At 70.9% G+C, this 16,079-nt stretch carries 13 protein-coding genes; 8 read left to right on the top strand and 5 right to left on the bottom strand.

Annotated features, from left to right (window positions below):
• Window positions 1-339 precede the first annotated feature (339 nt).
• The 6 genes from ABZ904_RS11325 (at window position 340) to ABZ904_RS11300 (ending at window position 6,242) form a co-directional block, all read left to right on the top strand.
• Entirely contained in the window at window positions 340-1,380 is a 1,041-nt protein-coding gene (locus tag ABZ904_RS11325; protein ID WP_359391407.1) for an amino acid ABC transporter permease, read from the top strand.
• Window positions 1,377-2,162: an amino acid ABC transporter ATP-binding protein gene (locus ABZ904_RS11320; RefSeq protein ID WP_360998208.1), complete on the top strand. Its 786-nt coding sequence runs from the start codon at window positions 1,377-1,379 to the stop codon at window positions 2,160-2,162. Before ABZ904_RS11325 ends, ABZ904_RS11320 begins: the two co-directional genes overlap by 4 nt.
• 73 nt (window positions 2,163-2,235) lie before the next feature.
• Window positions 2,236-3,261, top strand: a complete 1,026-nt coding sequence (locus ABZ904_RS11315; RefSeq protein WP_361822599.1) for an ABC transporter substrate-binding protein — start codon at window positions 2,236-2,238, stop codon at window positions 3,259-3,261.
• Between the two features lie 130 nt (window positions 3,262-3,391).
• A complete protein-coding gene (locus tag ABZ904_RS11310; RefSeq protein ID WP_359391410.1) occupies window positions 3,392-3,523 on the top strand; it encodes a putative leader peptide in 132 nt (43 codons plus the stop codon).
• Window positions 3,524-3,634: 111 nt separating this feature from the next.
• The gene (locus ABZ904_RS11305) at window positions 3,635-4,843 is read left to right on the top strand and encodes an LLM class flavin-dependent oxidoreductase (protein ID WP_361822596.1); all 1,209 of its coding nucleotides are present in this window, start codon (window positions 3,635-3,637) and stop codon (window positions 4,841-4,843) included.
• Between the two features lie 22 nt (window positions 4,844-4,865).
• Entirely contained in the window at window positions 4,866-6,242 is a 1,377-nt protein-coding gene (locus ABZ904_RS11300) for an NtaA/DmoA family FMN-dependent monooxygenase (protein ID WP_360998202.1), read from the top strand.
• Between the two features lie 208 nt (window positions 6,243-6,450).
• Here ABZ904_RS11300 and ABZ904_RS11295 read toward each other — a convergent pair whose 3' ends face one another.
• The 5 genes from ABZ904_RS11295 to ABZ904_RS11275 all read right to left on the bottom strand — a co-directional run bounded on the left by ABZ904_RS11295 (window position 6,451) and on the right by ABZ904_RS11275 (window position 12,569).
• A complete protein-coding gene (locus tag ABZ904_RS11295) occupies window positions 6,451-8,670 on the bottom strand; it encodes an NADP-dependent isocitrate dehydrogenase (RefSeq protein ID WP_359391413.1) in 2,220 nt (739 codons plus the stop codon).
• Between the two features lie 154 nt (window positions 8,671-8,824).
• A complete protein-coding gene (locus ABZ904_RS11290; protein WP_361822593.1) occupies window positions 8,825-9,229 on the bottom strand; it encodes a DUF4186 domain-containing protein in 405 nt (134 codons plus the stop codon).
• Between the two features lie 171 nt (window positions 9,230-9,400).
• Complete coding sequence (locus ABZ904_RS11285) at window positions 9,401-10,498, bottom strand: mechanosensitive ion channel family protein (protein WP_359391415.1); 1,098 nt, start codon at window positions 10,496-10,498, stop codon at window positions 9,401-9,403.
• 271 nt (window positions 10,499-10,769) lie between these two features.
• Window positions 10,770-11,534 (bottom strand): crotonase/enoyl-CoA hydratase family protein, encoded by a 765-nt coding sequence (locus ABZ904_RS11280; protein WP_359391416.1) that lies wholly within the window; start codon window positions 11,532-11,534, stop codon window positions 10,770-10,772.
• A 72-nt stretch (window positions 11,535-11,606) separates the two neighbouring features.
• On the bottom strand, window positions 11,607-12,569 hold the full coding sequence (locus ABZ904_RS11275) for a lysylphosphatidylglycerol synthase domain-containing protein (protein WP_359391417.1): 963 nt from the start codon (window positions 12,567-12,569) through the stop codon (window positions 11,607-11,609).
• A gap of 204 nt (window positions 12,570-12,773) precedes the next feature.
• On the opposite strand from ABZ904_RS11275, the gene ABZ904_RS11270 reads away from it, so the two are divergent.
• Together ABZ904_RS11270 and ABZ904_RS11265 are read left to right on the top strand one after the other, a co-directional pair.
• The gene (locus ABZ904_RS11270) at window positions 12,774-14,675 is read left to right on the top strand and encodes an ABC transporter ATP-binding protein (protein ID WP_361822687.1); all 1,902 of its coding nucleotides are present in this window, start codon (window positions 12,774-12,776) and stop codon (window positions 14,673-14,675) included.
• Between the two features lie 133 nt (window positions 14,676-14,808).
• Window positions 14,809-16,047 carry a SpoIIE family protein phosphatase gene (locus ABZ904_RS11265; protein ID WP_361822588.1) on the top strand — a complete coding sequence of 413 codons (1,239 nt, stop codon included), beginning with the start codon at window positions 14,809-14,811 and terminating at the stop codon, window positions 16,045-16,047.
• Window positions 16,048-16,079: the final 32 nt, after the last annotated feature.

Genomic DNA, 16,079 nt, shown 5'->3' with positions numbered 1-16,079 from the left:
GACATGTACGCAGCTTCCAGGACGGCCGCACGCCGTCCTCAGTGCTGCGTACAGCCGTACGCACAGTTGCTCGTCGCCGACCGGGCCGTCGACCTTCTGCGCGTCAGCAGCGCACTGTGTACCGCACCGGGCCGCGCCCGCTGTCGGGGCTGACGACTTCCACCAGCCCCGCCTCCGTGACGAACACCGCTTGAGCGGTGTGCCGTTGTCCGCCCAGCCCCCGGTTCCGTGCGACCCCGTGCGCTGCCCCGCTCCGCAGAGCGACCCCTGCCCTGCCGGCCTGTCGTGGTCACGCACCGCCGCCGCGGTCCTCGGGTGTCCGACCTGCCGGAGCCCTCCATGACTGAACCCCCAGGCACAGCCGTGTCCGTCGACGCCCTGCCGACGGCCGAAGCCACCGCCGACGCCACGCCCACCACTCCAGCCCACCCGGTCCGCGACCCCTCGCCGGACGCTTCCGGCCGACCGCTCACCGCCCAGCGGGTACAGCCCCTGCGCCGCCCCGGCCGCTGGATCGCCACGGCCGTGGTGCTGGTCGTGGTGGCCCAGTTCGTCCACGGCCTGGTCTCGAACCCCTTCTACCAGTGGGACCGGTTCGCCTACTGGTTCCTGCGCCCCACCATCCTCGACGGACTGCTGATCACTCTCGAAGTCGCCGCGCTCAGCGCCGTGGCCGGCCTGCTCGGCGGGATCGTGCTGGCGCTCGCGCGGCTCTCCCGGAGCCCCGTGCTGCGCGCCGTCAGCTGGACCTACGTATGGGCGTTGCGGTCCGTACCCCTGATCGTCGTGCTGATCTTCCTGTACAACTTCAGCGCGCTGTACCGGACGCTGAGCATCGGGGTGCCCTTCGGCCCCGCCTTCCTCACCTTCGACGAGTCCAGGCTGGCCACCGACATGGCCGTCGCCGTGGTCGGTCTGAGCCTCAACGAGGCCGCGTACGCGGCGGAGGTCGTCCGGGGCGGCATCCTCTCCGTCGACCAGGGTCAGCACGAGGCCGCCGCCGCCCTCGGTCTGCCCAGGGGCCACCAGTTCAGGAAAATCGTCTTCCCGCAGGCCCTCAGGTCCATCACCCCGAACTACGTCAACCAGCTGATCGGACTGATCAAGAGCACCTCGCTGGTGTTCTATGTCTCGCTGCTCGATCTCTTCGGCTCGGCGCAGACCATGGGCAGCACCTACCCCGGCGACATCGTGCCGCTGCTGCTGGTCGTCACCGTCTGGTACCTGATCCTCACGAGCATCGTGTCCGTCGTCCAGTTCTACGTCGAGCGGCACTACGCCCGGGGCGCCACCCGCACCCTGCCGCCGACCCCGTTGCAGAGGCTCCGCACCGGTCTGCGTGAGCTGCGGGCACGTGCGCGCAGGGAGGCCGCCGTATGACCACCCAGACGCTCGAGACGCACTCCGCCGCGGTCGAGGTGCACGATGTGCACAAGTGGTACGGCGCCCACCGGGTGCTGGACGGCATCGAGTTGACGGTACGTCCGGGCGAGGTGACCGTGATCCTCGGACCCTCCGGCTCGGGAAAGTCCACCCTGCTGCGGGTGATCAACCACCTGGAGAAGCCCGAACGCGGCTATGTCAGCGTGGGCGGCGAGCCCATCGGCGTCCGCCGGCACGGGGACCGCCTCAAGGAGCTGAGCGAGCGGGTCATCCTGGCCCAGCGCAGCCGCATCGGCTTCGTCTTCCAGAACTTCAACCTCTTTCCGCACCTGACCGTGTTGGACAACGTGGCCCTGGCCCCGAGTGCGACCGGCCGGCTGACCAGGCTTGAAGCCGAGGAACTCGCCCGCGAACTGCTCGCCCGGGTCGGACTCGCCGACCGGACCGGGGCCTATCCGCGGCAGTTGTCTGGCGGCCAGCAGCAGCGGGTGGCCATCGCCCGCGCGCTCGCCCTGCGCCCCGGTGTGATCCTCTTCGACGAGCCCACCTCCGCCCTCGACCCCGAACTCGTCGGCGAGGTGCTGGCCGTCATCAAGGACCTGGCCGGCGGCGGCACCACCCTCCTCATCGTCACGCACGAGATCGCCTTCGCACGGGAGATCGCCGACCGGGTGGTCTTCATGGACGGCGGCCGCATCGTCGAGCAGGGGCCGCCCGCCGAGGTCCTCGGCAATCCACGGCACGAGCGGACCCGGGACTTCCTGAGCAAGGTGCTCTGAAGTCCGCGGCCTTGCCGTTCCCCAAGTCTCCCCCCATGCCCTCATGTTCACCGCCCACCGGACAAGGACAGCCATGCCTGCGCTCCGTCTCCGCCGCCGAATCCTTCGCGGTCTCACCGCGGGAACCGCCGTAGTCGCCCTCGCCGCCGGGCTCGCCGCGTGCGGGGGCGACAGCGACGCCGCCACCACCACGGACAGTGCCTCCTCCGGCACGGTCACCGTGGGCCGGCTCTCCAACGGCGCCGCGCAACAGACCACCCTCCAGGTGCCCGAGGTCACGTCCATCAGCGCCGAGTTGCCCGCGGCCGTCCGCAAGAGCGGCAAGCTGGAGATCGGCGTCGGCGCCCTGCCCTCCGGCTTCCCGCCGCTGGCCTATGTGGGCAGCGACCAGAAGAGTCTCACCGGCGCCGAGCCCGACCTCGGCCGCCTGGTGGCCGCGGTGCTCGGGCTCACGCCCGAGGTGAAGAACTCGACCTGGGAGAACCTCTTCGTCGGCATCGACAGCGGCAAGGTCGACGTCGCCTTCTCGAATGTCACCGACACCGAGGAACGCAAGAAGAAGTACGAGTTCGCCTCCTACCGCCAGGACAACCTCGGCTGGGAGGTGCCCAGGAAGAGCACCTGGAACTTGGGCGGCGACTACGAGAACCTCGCGGGCAGGACTGTCTCCGTCGGCTCCGGCACCAACCAGGAGAAGATCCTGCTGGAGTGGAAGGCCAAGCTGGCCAAGGAGGGCAAGAAGCTCACCGTCAAGTACTTCCAGGACCAGAACAGCACCTACCTGGCGCTGGCCGGCGGAAAGATCGACGCGTACTTCGGTCCCAACCCCGGTATCGCGTACCACATCACTCAGGTCGCGAACACGCCGCAGGCGACCCGGAGCGCGGGCACGTTCTCCGGCGCCGGCGAGACGCTCCAGGGTCTGATCGCGGCGACCGCGAAGAAGGACAGCGGGCTGGCCAAGCCGCTCGCCGAGGCCATCAACCACCTGATCGAGAACGGCCAGTACGCCAAGTGGCTGGCCGCCTGGAACCTCTCGAACGAGGCCGTCACCAAGTCCGAGATCAACCCGCCCGGCCTGCCGGTCGACAACTCCTGATCCCCGCGGCACCGCGACCGGCCGCAGCTCGCACCCGTGTGGGCATCCGGCACCGCCATCTGGTCCGGATGCCCGGCCGGTGGCCTCACACCAGGAACAGAGACCGCGACCAGGGCGTTGTGACGGGGAGATGTGCCGGCGCGCCCGCCGCGCCCGACGTACGGAGGTGACGGACGTGACACATGCACCGCGCACCGTCCGCCTGCACTCCCGGCCCCACATCGATCTGCTGCGCGTGGCCGGCGCGCTCTGTCGCTCCTGACCCCTCCCCGGCCCGGGCCGGGGCTCTCATCCCGCTTCGCTCGCCCGCCGCCGTACCCGGCTTGCGCAAGGGGTCGGCGATCCCGTACGGAATTCAGGAAGGCACCCACTCGTGTCCTCAACTGCTCCTTCCCCTCTGCACCTTGCCGTCGCCCTGGAGGGCACCGGCTGGCACCCGGCCTCCTGGCGGGAACCGGTGGCCCGGCCCGGCGACCTGTTCACCGCCGGCTACTGGGTGGACCTCGTCGCCGAGGCCGAGCGCGGCCTGATCGACTTCGTGACCTTCGAGGACGGCCTCGGCCCGCAGTCCTCGCACTTCCTGGACGCGGACGAACGCACCGACCAGGTCCGCGGACGCCTCGACGCCCTGCTGACCGCGGCACGGGTCGCTCCTCTGACGCGGCACATAGGCCTGGTGCCGACCGTGGTCGCCACGCATACGGAGCCGTTCCACACCTCCAAGGCGATCGCCACGCTCGACTACGTCAGCGGCGGCCGCGCCGGGCTGCGCGTGCAGATCACCGCGCGCCCGAACGAAGCCGCGCACTTCGGCCGCCGCACCATCCCCCGTATCGAGGCTTACGGTGACCCCGCCGCACAGGACCTGGTGACCGACCTCTTCGACGAGGCCGCCGACTACGTCGAGGTCGTGCGCCGGCTCTGGGACAGCTGGGAGGACGACGCGGAGATCCGGGACGTCACGACCGGCCGCTTCATCGACCGCGACAAACTGCACTACATCGGCTTCGAGGGCAGGCACTTCAGCGTCAAGGGCCCCTCCATCACGCCACGCCCCCCGCAGGGCCAGCCCCCTGTCACCGCCCTCGCCCACCAGACCGTGCCCTTCCGGCTCGTCGCCCGCTCCACCGACCTCGGCTACGTCACCCCGCACGACACCGAGCAGGCCCGGGCGATCGTCGCCGAGATCCGGGCCGAGCAGAGCGCGGCCGGGCGGGCCGGGGAACCGCTGCACCTCTTCGGCGACCTGGTGGTCTTCCTCGACGACGACCCCGCCGAGGCCGCCGAACGCCGGGAGCGCCTGGACGCACTCGCCGGGTACCCGTACACCGGCGACGCCCGGATCTTCACCGGCACACCGGCACAACTGGCCGATCTGCTCCTGGAGTTGCAGTCGACGGGACTGTCCGGCTTCCGGCTGTGGCCCGCCGTGGCCGGGCACGACCTGCCGTACATCACCCGCGGACTCGTTCCCGAACTGCAGCGCCGCGGCGCCTTCCGCACCGCCTACGAGGCCGACACCCTGCGCGGGCTGCTGGGCCTTGCCCGTCCCGCCAACCGCTATGCCGCTTCCGCAGCCTGAGCCGGAAGGATTCCCGACCACCATGAGCAAGCCGCTCAAGCAGATCCACCTCGCGGCCCACTTCCCCGGCGTCAACAACACCACCGTGTGGAGCGACCCCAAGGCCGGCAGCCATATCGAGTTCAGCTCGTTCGTGCACTTCGCGCAGACCGCCGAGCGCGCCAAGTTCGACTTCCTCTTCCTCGCCGAGGGGCTGCGCCTGCGGGAGCAGGGCGGCGAGATCTACGACCTGGACGTGGTGGGCCGGCCCGACACGTTCACCGTGCTCGCCGCGCTCGCGGCCGTCACCGACCACCTCGGCCTGACGGGCACCATCAACTCGACCTTCAACGAGCCCTACGAGGTGGCCCGCCAGTTCGCGAGCCTCGACCACCTCTCCGGCGGACGCTCCGCCTGGAACGTCGTCACCTCCTGGGACGCCTTCACCGGCGAGAACTTCCGCCGCGGCGGCTTCCTGCCGCAGGAGGAGCGCTACTCCCGCGCCAAGGAGTTCCTGGCCACCGCCAGTGAACTCTTCGACTCCTGGCGGGGCGACGAGATCGCCGCCGACCAGGCCACCGGTTTCTTCCTGCGCGACGCGAAGGCCGGCGCCTTCGTCCACGAGGGACAGCACTTCGACATCCACGGCCGGTTCAACGTCCCCCGCAGCCCCCAGGGCCGGCCGGTGATCTTCCAGGCCGGTGACTCCGAGGAGGGCCGCGAGTTCGCCGCGTCGAGTGCCGACGCGATCTTCAGCCGGTACAGCACCCTGGAAGCGGGCCAGGCCTTCTACAAGGACGTCAAGGGCCGCCTCGCCAAGTACGGCCGCAGGGCGGACCAGCTGCTGATCCTGCCCGCCGCCACCTTCGTCCTCGGCGAGACCGACGCGGAGGCCGAGGAACTGGCCCGCGAGGTGCGCCGCCGACAGGTCAGCGGCGCCACGGCGATCAAACACCTGGAGTTCGTCTGGAACCGGGACCTGTCCGGCTATGACCCGGACGGCCCGCTGCCCGAGATCGACCCGGACCTCGGCGAACACCACATCGCACGGGGACGGGCGCAGGTGCGCATGTACCGTGACCCGCTGGCCACCGTCCGGGAATGGCGAGAGCTGGCGGCAGCGAACAACTGGTCCATCCGCGACCTGGTGATCAACACCGGCAACCGCCAGACGTTCGTCGGGTCCCCGGCCACCGTCGCCCGGACCATCGACGACTTCGTGCAGTCCGACGCGTCGGACGGCTTCATCCTCGTTCCGCACATCACCCCGGGTGGCCTGGACGTCTTCGCCGACACCGTGGTCCCGCTGCTTCAGGAGCGCGGCGTCTTCCGCACCGAGTACGCGGGCACGACCCTGCGCGATCACCTGGGCCTGGACCACCCCGACGCCGGGACGTCCAGCGAGCGGGCGGCTTCGTAGGACGACGCGGGGCTCTTCCGCTTGTCGCCGGGCGCGGCGCTCGTGCACGTGGGACACGGCGGGCGCGCTCGTTCTCCGCGGCGGCATCGGCCCGGTGGCGGCGAGCCCCGCCGTGGACCGGGTGCGGGCAGGGGCCGACGACGGAACGCGGCCGCCCCGGCCGGAGTGGATCCGGCCGGGGCGGCTGTCCGCTGCTGTGCGGGCTGCCTTACGCGAGGGCGGCCAGCGCCTCGTTCCAGGTGGCCGAGGGGCGCATGACCTGAGTGGCCTTGGCCGGGTCGGGCTGGTAGTAGCCGCCGATGTCGGCCGGCTTGCCCTGGACGGCGAGCAGCTCCTCGACGATCTTCTGCTCGTTGGCCCCGAGCGTCTCGGCGAGCGGGGCGAACGCCTTGGCCAGCTCCGCGTCGTCGGTCTGCTGGGCCAGCTCCTGCGCCCAGTACAGGGACAGGTAGAAGTGGCTGCCGCGGTTGTCGATGCCGCCGACGCGCCGGGTCGGGGACTTGTCCTCGTTGAGGAAGGTCGCCGTGGCGCGGTCGAGGGTGTCGGCGAGGACCTGGGCGCGCTGGTTGCCGGTGGCCTTCGCGTACTGCTCGAAGGACGGCACGAGCGCGAAGAACTCGCCCAGCGAGTCCCAGCGCAGGTAGTTCTCCTTCACCAGCTGCTGGACGTGCTTGGGGGCGGAGCCGCCGGCGCCCGTCTCGAACAGGCCGCCGCCCGCCATCAGCGGGACGACCGACAGCATCTTGGCGCTGGTGCCCAACTCCAGGATCGGGAACAGGTCGGTGAGGTAGTCACGCAGCACGTTGCCGGTGACGGAGATGGTGTTCTCACCGCGGCGGATGCGCTCCACGGACAGCTTGGTGGCCTCGACGGGGGCCAGGATGCGGATGTCCAGGCCCTCGGTGTCGTGCTCCTGCAGGTACTGCTCGGCCTTGGCGATCAGGTTGGCGTCGTGGGCGCGGGTGGCGTCCAGCCAGAACACGGCCGGGTCGCCGGTGGCGCGGGCGCGGGTGACGGCGAGCTTCACCCAGTCCTTGATCGGGGCGTCCTTGGTCTGGCAGGCGCGGAAGATGTCGCCGGCGGAGACGGTCTGCTCGAGCACGACGTTGCCGGCCTGGTCGACCAGGCGGACCGTGCCCGTGGTCGGGATCTCGAAGGTCTTGTCGTGGCTGCCGTACTCCTCGGCCTTCTGCGCCATGAGGCCGACGTTCGGGACCGAGCCCATGGTGGCCGGGTCGTAGGCACCGTTGGCGCGGCAGTCGTCGAGCACGGCCTGGTAGACGCCGGAGTAGCTGGAGTCCGGCAGGACCGCGAGGGTGTCGTCCTCCTGGCCGTCCGGGCCCCACATGTGGCCGGAGGTGCGGATCATGGCCGGCATCGAGGCGTCGACGATGACGTCGGAGGGGACGTGCAGGTTGGTGATGCCCTTGTCGGAGTCGACCATCGCCAGCTCCGGGCCCTCGGCGAGCTCGGCGTCGAAGGAGGCCTTGATCTCCTCGCCGTTGGGCAGCGACTCGAGGCCCTTGAAGATGCCGCCGAGACCGTCGTTCGGGGTCAGCCCGGCCGCGGCGAACGCCTCACCGTACTTCGCGAAGGTCTTCGGGAAGAAGGCGCGCACCACGTGACCGAAGACGATCGGGTCGGAGACCTTCATCATCGTGGCCTTCAGGTGCACGGAGAACAGGACGCCCTCCTCCTTGGCGCGCGCGACCTGCGCGGTCAGGAACTCGCGCAGGGCGGCCACGCGCATCACGGAGGCGTCCACGACCTCACCCGCGAGGACCGGGACGGACTCGCGCAGCACGGTGGTGGAGCCGTCGTCGCCCTTCAGTTCGATGCGCAGCGAACCGGCCTCGGAGATCACCGCGGACTTCTCGGTGGAACGGAAGTCGTCCGCGCCCATGGTCGCGACGTTCGTCTTCGACTCGGAGGTCCAGGCGCCCATGCGGTGCGGGTGGGTCTTGGCGTAGTTCTTCACCGAGGCGGGGGCGCGGCGGTCGGAGTTGCCCTCGCGCAGCACCGGGTTCACGGCGGAGCCCTTGACCTTGTCGAAACGGGCGCGGATCTCCCGCTCCTCGTCGGTCTTCGGCTCGTCCGGGTAGTCCGGCAGCGCGTAGCCCTGGGCCTGCAGTTCGGCCACGGCCGCCTTCAGCTGCGGGACGGACGCCGAGACGTTGGGCAGCTTGATGATGTTGGCCGCGGGGGTCTTGGCCAGTTCGCCCAGCTCAGCGAGGGCGTCGTTGATCCGCTGGTCCTCGTTCAGGTACTCGGGGAAGACCGCGAGGATGCGCCCGGCCAGCGAGATGTCACGAGTCTCCACAGTGACACCCGCCTGCGAGGCGTACGCCTGGACCACCGGCAGGAAGGAATACGTCGCCAGGGCCGGGGCCTCGTCAGTGTGTGTGTAAATGATGGTCGAGTCAGTCACCGGGTGCTCCGCTCCACGTCTGCAACATTGCTCGACATCAAGATATCTCGTGAGCGGCCCTCGCTCGACAGTGGCCCGCGCCCTGGGCGCCTCTGCCGGATGATCGGTACCGGAAGCACGGCCCGTGCGGTCCTGTGGCCCGTCCCGTCGCCCGTCAGGCCGGGCCCCGGTCGACGGCTGTCGCCGCTGCCGACGCCACCTCCCGCTCGATCCAGCGGCAGATCACCGTCACCACGTAGGCGCGTTCCGCGCGGCTCAGGTCCCGTCCTTTGGGGATCTCGTGCCAGTGCTGCAGACAGGTGCGGCAGCACGTCGCGGTCGCGTGCTGGGCGACGAAGACCGGGTGGCCCCGGTAGGGGGTCTGCTTGCCGTCCTTGTACGGCTCGGCCGGTGCCAGCCGCCTGGCGATGAGGTCGTAGGCGTGCCGGCGCAGCGTGCCGGGGCCGCTCAGTTCGGCGGTGGCCAGGTCGCGCCCGCGCAGATGGAACCTCGCGCGGAACGGATGGCGTGCGATCACGTCCAGCCGCTGGTCGAGCGAGCGAGTCGTCGGATCAGACATCGAGTTTTCCGGTCGGGGGTGTCACGCTCTTTCGAGCATATGACCGGCGACGCGCGGACACGGAAGCCGAGCGCCTGGGCAGCGCCCCGGCCCGGGCGATCGGCCGGGCCGGGGCGTGCTGGGCGGGTGGCCGGACGGCGGCCCGGCGCGGGGCCCGTCACGGGTCCGGTGTCACAGCGCGAGCGGACCGCCGTGCTCGACGGCCCCGTCGTCGGCGCCGCGCTGATGCGGTATGACCGCCGAGCCCTGCTGGAGCGCCACCGTCCGGGCCGGTGCGGGGATGCGGATGCCCTCGGCCCGGTACCGCTTGTGCAGGCGCTTGATGAACTCGTGCTTGATGCGGTACTGGTCGCTGAACTCGCCGACACCGAGGATCACCGTGAAGCCGATCCGGGAGTCGCCGAACGTGTGGAAGCGGATGGCCGGTTCATGGTCCGGGACCGCTCCGGCGATCTCCGTCATCACCTCGGCCACGACCTCGGTGGTGACCTTCTCCACATGCTCCAGGTCGCTGTCGTAGCCGACCCCCACCTGCACCAGCACGGTCAACTGCTGCTCGGGGCGGGTGTAGTTGATCATGTTGGTCTTGGCGAGCTCCCCGTTGGGGATGACGACCAGGTTGTTGGAGAGCTGACGGACGGTCGTCTGCCGCCAGTTGATGTCGACGACATAGCCCTCCTCGCCGCTGCTCAGCCGGATGTAGTCGCCGGGCTGAACGGTCTTGGAGGCGAGGATGTGGATGCCCGCGAAGAGGTTCGCCAGGGTGTCCTGGAGGGCGAGGGCGACGGCCAGACCGCCGACGCCGAGAGCGGTGAGCAGCGGCGCTATGGAGATGCCCAGGGTCTGCAGCATCACCAGGAAGCCCATCGCCAGCACCACGACCCGGGTGATGTTGACGAAGATCGAGGCCGATCCGGCGACCCCGGACCGGGATTGGGTGACCGTCCGCACCAGGCCGGCGATCACCCTCGCGGCCGTCACCGTCGCGACGAAGATGAGCAGCACGCTCAGCGTCTGGTTGACGTGGTGCTGCACCGTCCGCGTGAGCGGCAGCACCGCGGCCGCGGCGGCCGCGCCGGCGGCGATCGCCGCCCACGGCACCAGCGTCCGCAGGGCGTCCACGATGACGTCGTCGCCGCTCCACTTGGTACGGCTCGCATGCCCGCCCAGCCAGCGCAGCAGTATGCGCAGCAGGAATCCGGCCACCAGGCCCGCCGCCACGGCTATTCCGGCGACGACCAGATCGTCCAGGGTGAGCGCGCGGTTCACCGGTCACCTCCCGTGAGGGGGAGGGGGCTGCCGGGCCGGATGTGAGGAGTCGTCACCTTGCCACCTGCTCGAATACGGACGGCACACGGCCGTGCATCGGGGATGCACGGCCGCGTGCCCACGGGATGCACGATCGCGCTGCGAAGCGGTGTGCACCGTTCCGCAGCGAAAGGTCATCCTGCCGTATCCAGGAGCCCGGCCGTCACCGGGCCGTTCGGAAGCCGCCCTTGACGTGCGCTCATTCACGTCGTGCGGCAGTCGTTCGTCGCGGTCACATGTCCGAGAACGACCCGTGCCGTCCGGCCCCCGCCGTGAACCGGGCCGCGCCCTCCAGGCCCTCGGCCAGCACCCCCATGCCGTAGCGGAGTTCGCCCAGCATCGCCGTCGTCTCGTCCTGTCCCTGCTGGTCGAGGACGGAGGCGCGGTCGCCGCGCAGGCAGGCCTGTGGGAAGCGGGCGATCTCGGCGGCGAGTTCCTCGGCCGCCGCGCGTGCCTGTCCCGTCGGCACGACGCGGTTGGCGAGGCCCATCTCGTGGGCCTCCCGGGCCGGTACGGGACGACCGGTGAGGATCATGTCCATGGCCCGGCCGGCACCGATCAGCCGTGGCAGCCGCACCGTCCCGCCGTCGATGAGCGGCACACCCCAGCGACGGCAGAAGACCCCGAACACCGCGTCCTCCTCGGCGACGCGCAGATCGCACCAGAGCGCCAACTCCAGACCGCCGGCCACCGCGTGTCCGGTGACCGCCGCGATCACGGGCTTGGACAGCCGCAGCCGGGTCGGCCCCATCGGGCCGTCGCCGTCCTCGGCCACGCGATTGCCGCGCTCGGTGCCTACGGCCTTCAGATCGGCGCCCGCGCAGAACGTCCCGCCCTCGCCCCACAGCACCGCCACCCGCGCGGACGCGTCCGCCTCGAACTCCCTGAAGGCGGCGGCCAGCGCGGCGGCGGTCGGCCCGTCCACGGCGTTGCGGGCTTCGGGGCGGGAGAGGACGACCGTGGTGACGTACCCCTGGCGTTCGGTCCGGACCGGCATCGGGCTGCCCCTTTCACACGGCGGAGGGCTGGCCCAGCAGAGGTTACTCGGGAGTACGGCCGCTGTCCCCGGTCAGATCACCTTCAGCCGCACCAGTGCCCCGAGCGTGAGCGCCCCCGGCACCAGCGGCACCCACACCGTGATGATCCGGTACGCCAGGACCACCGCCGTCGCCAGGGCCACCGGGGCGCCGGCCGCGACCAGGGTGACGATCAGCGCCGCCTCCACCGAGCCGATGCCGCCGGGCGTGGGCACGGCGGCGACCGCGATGGTCGCCGCCAGGTAGGCGACGGCCATGTGCGCGGGCGGCACCGGCAGGTCCAAGGCCCGCCCCACCGCGGCCAGTCCGGCCGCCTGCAGTGCCGGGAAGGCCAGCGACCCGCCCCACAGGGCGATCGCGCGGGAGGGACGCGTGTGCACCGTGCGGGCCTCGCCGAGTGCCGCACGCAGGAAGGAGAACACCGCCGTGCGCAGCCGCCGCACGAGCAGCACCACCGCGAGCGCCACGCACACCGCCGCGACCACACCGATCAGCACCGGGCCCACCGCCGGGGCGGGCAGGAGGGTGCCGAGGCGGAGGGCGTGCGGGAAGGCGATCAGCAGGGCCACCAGCAGACCGGTCCGGGTGATCGACTCGGCGAGCAGGTACAGCGCGATCGCCGCCGACGAACTGGCCAGCGGCACCCCGCACACCGTCATGAAACGGAGGTTGACCGCACCCGCTCCCAGACCGGTCGGCAGCAGATGGTTGGCCGCGCCCGCCGCGAACTGGGTGGCGAGCAGCCGGCGTACGGGCAGCCGCTGCATGACCGCGCCCTGGCGGGTGAAGGCGGCCGCCACCCAGGTCAGACAGGTGGCGCCGGCGGCGGCCACCAGCCAGGGCCACTCGGCGGACGCCAGTTGCTTGAAGCCCTCCACGAGCACGGACCAGTGCTGTACCGCGACCACGGCCACGAGGGCCAGCGGAAGCAGGCACAGGATCTGGCGGACCGGGACACGTCCGGCGAGTCGCTGAGGGAGACGTACGGCACTCACACCAGGAGAGGTTTTCCGTGCCGCACCAACGTGAGGTTGCGGGCGTGCGGACGGCGGCTGACGTGCGGGGCAAGGCACGGGAGCGACCGGGTTCCCGGGAGCCCGTGTCGCAGGGGCATTCGTCCCGGTCTCCCTGCGTGTGAAGCCCGTCCGCCTTCCCTTGACCTCAAGGTTGCTCGAGGTCCTAACGTCTGTCTTATGAGTATGGAGACCACCGCCTGGCACCAGTTGCACAGCGTCATGAGCGCGCAGCGGGAGCGCCGCCCCCTCGACCGCGCCACGCTGCGCCGCATCGGCGCGTTCGCGCGCCCCCACCGCCCCCGTATCGTGCAGTTCGTCCTGGTCAGCGTGGTGACGGCACTGCTCGCGGTGGCGACCCCGCTGCTCGCCGGCCGTGTCGTCGACGCGATCGTGTCGCACGGCGACCCGGGAACCGTCGTACGGCTGTCGCTGTTCATCGCCCTCATCGCGGTCGCCGAGGCGGCGCTCGGGCTCCTCGGCCGCAGGCTGTCGGCCACGCTCGGGGAAGGCCTCATCCTCGATCTGCGGACGGCTGTGTTCGATCATGTGCAGCGCATGCCGGTCGCGTTCTTCACACGTACTCGTACGGGCGCGCTGGTCAGTCGTCTCAACAACGACGTCATCGGCGCGCAGCGCGCCTTCAGCAACACCCTGTCGGGAGTCGTCGGCAATGTGGTCACGCTGCTGCTCACGCTGGTCGTGATGCTGACGCTGTCCTGGCAGATCACCCTGCTCGCCCTGGTGCTGCTGCCGGTCTTCCTGTTCCCCGCGCGCCGGATGGGCCGCCGGATGGCGCTGCTGCAACGGGAGGCCGCCGACCTCAACGCCGCGATGGGCACCCGGATGACCGAACGCTTCTCCGCACCCGGCGCCACGCTCGTCAAACTCTTCGGGCGCCCCGAGGAGGAGTCCGAAGAGTTCGCCGCGCGGGCCCGCCGGGTGCGGGACATCGGGGTGCGGACGGCCATGTCCCAGTCGGCGTTCATCACCGCGCTCACGCTGGTCTCCGCCCTGGCGCTCGCCCTGGTCTACGGGCTCGGCGGCTGGTTCGCCCTGCGCGGCAGCCTTGAGGCGGGCTCCGTCGTCTCGCTCGCCCTGCTGCTCACCCGGCTCTACGCACCCCTCACCTCCCTCGCGGGGGCCCGCGTCGAGATCATGAGCGCGCTCGTCAGCTTCGAGCGCGTCTTCGAAGTACTGGACCTGAAGCCGCTGATCGAGGAGCGGCCGAGACCACGGCAGGTCCCCGGCGGCCCGGTGGCGGTGGAATTCGAGGACGTCCGCTTCGGGTATCCGGCCGCCGACAAGGTCTCCCTGGCCTCGCTCGAGGAGGTGGCGGTCCTGGACACGCGCGGCGGCGCCGAGATCCTGCACGGTGTCTCCTTCCGCGCCGAGCCCGGCCAGACGGTCGCCCTCGTGGGGTCCTCCGGCGCCGGCAAGTCCACCATCGCGGCACTGCTTCCGCGGCTGTACGACGTCGACGAGGGCACCGTCCGCGTCGGCGGCGTCGACGTCCGCGACCTGAGCGCCGCATCACTGCGCGAGACCCTCGGCATGGTCACCCAGGACGGCCACCTGTTCCACGACACGGTGCGGGCCAACCTGCTGCTGGCCGATCCCGGGGCGAGCGAGGACGACCTGTGGGACGTGCTGCTCCGGGCCCGCCTGGACGACCTCGTACGCGCCCTGCCCGACGGGCTCGACACGGTCGTCGGTGAGCGCGGCTACCGACTGTCCGGCGGCGAGCGCCAGCGCCTGACCATCGCCCGCCTGCTGCTGGCCCGCCAGCGGATCGTCATCCTCGACGAGGCCACCGCCCATCTGGACAACACCTCCGAGGCGGCCGTGCAGGAGGCCCTCACGGAAGCGCTGGAGGGTCGTACCGCCGTCGTCATCGCCCACCGCCTGTCCACCGTGCGGGCAGCCGACGTGATCCTCGTCGTCGAGTCGGGCCGGATCGTGGAGCGGGGCACCCACGAGGAGCTGCTGGCCAGGGGCGGGCGGTACGCGGAGCTGTACCGGACGCAGTTCGCGAAGCCGGCGCACTGGGAGGCGGAGGGCGGAGCGGAGACGGAGGCCGTCGCGTAGACGGCAGGTCTCCGTGCCTGATGTGCCCCGGCCGCGTGTCCGCACCGTGCCGTTCTCTCCGGGGGCGCCTGAGCTGCGCGGATCGTAGCGTGAAGGGGGTGGCGCGGCGCGGCGCACAAGGGAGACGGTGACGATGTCGACGATGGACTACGAGGCACTGTTCGCCGCCACCCCGAGTCCCTACCTCGTGCTGGCCCCGGACCTGATCATCGTGGAGGTCAACCAGGCCTACCTGAACGCGACCAGCCGGACCCGGGACGACCTGATCGGGCAGCACATCTTCGAGGCCTTCCCGGAGAACCCCGACGACCCGGATGCCGACGGTGTTCGCAATCTGAACGCCTCGCTGCACCGCGTCCTGAACTCCAAACAGCCCGACACGATGGCGCTGCAGAAGTACGACATCCCCATCATGGGCAGACCCGGCGCATTCGACGAGCGATGGTGGTCCCCGGTCAACACGCCGATCCTCGATCCCGAGGGGAAGGTCACGTGGATCATCCACCGCGTGGAGGACGTGACCGGGTACATCCTGACCCACGGCAGAGGCGACTGGCGCCTGTCCAAGCACCTCACCGAGCGCGAGGCCCTGGAGACCGAGCTCTACGCGCGGGCGCGCGAGCTGCAGTTGCTGAACGAGGAGCTGCGGCAGGCGCACACCCGTGAGCGCAAGGTGGCTGTGGCACTGCAGGAGGCCATGCTCCAGGCACCCGACCTGGCCCGGCACGAGAACATCGCGGTGCGCTATCTGCCCGCCACCGGCTCGCTGAACGTGTGCGGCGACTGGTACGACGTCATCGATCTGTCCGAGACCCGGTTCGCGGTGGCGGTCGGCGACGTCGTCGGCCACGGTCTGGAGGCCGCGGCCGTCATGGGGATGCTCCGCAGCGCGCTGAGCGCCGCCACCCGCGCGCTGGAGGGCCCCGCCCAGGCACTGGAGGTGCTCGGACGGTACGCCCGGTCGGTGGAAGGCGCGCTGAACACCACCGCTGTCAAGGCGATGATCGACACCCGCAGCGAACTGATCATCTACAGCAGCGCCGGCCACCCGCCCCCCGTCCTCGTCCATCGGGACGGCACATGCGAACTGCTCGACAAGGCGACCGACCCGCCGCTGGCCGCCCGGCCCCAGCACGTGCCGCGCCCGCAGGCCTGCCAGCCCTACCGGCCGGGCGACACGCTCGTCCTCTACACCGACGGGCTGATCGAGCGCCGGAGCGAGCACATAGAGACGGGTCTGAGCCGGCTGACCGACGTCCTCGGCCGCTACTGCACCCTCGGCCCGGAGCGCCTGGCCGACGTCCTGCTGACGGAACTCGGCGTGGCCGGCGGCGCCCGGGACGACATCGCCCTGGTCATCATCCGGCTGTGACGCGGGCGCGGAGCCCCTCAGCCGGCGCCGTA

Origin of the sequence: Streptomyces sp. NPDC046900 (assembly GCF_040644975.1) — a bacterium.
Lineage (GTDB): Bacteria > Actinomycetota > Actinomycetes > Streptomycetales > Streptomycetaceae > Streptomyces.
The sequence above is the reverse complement of the archived record's forward strand: the minus strand, read 5'-3'. Positions and strand labels throughout refer to the sequence as shown.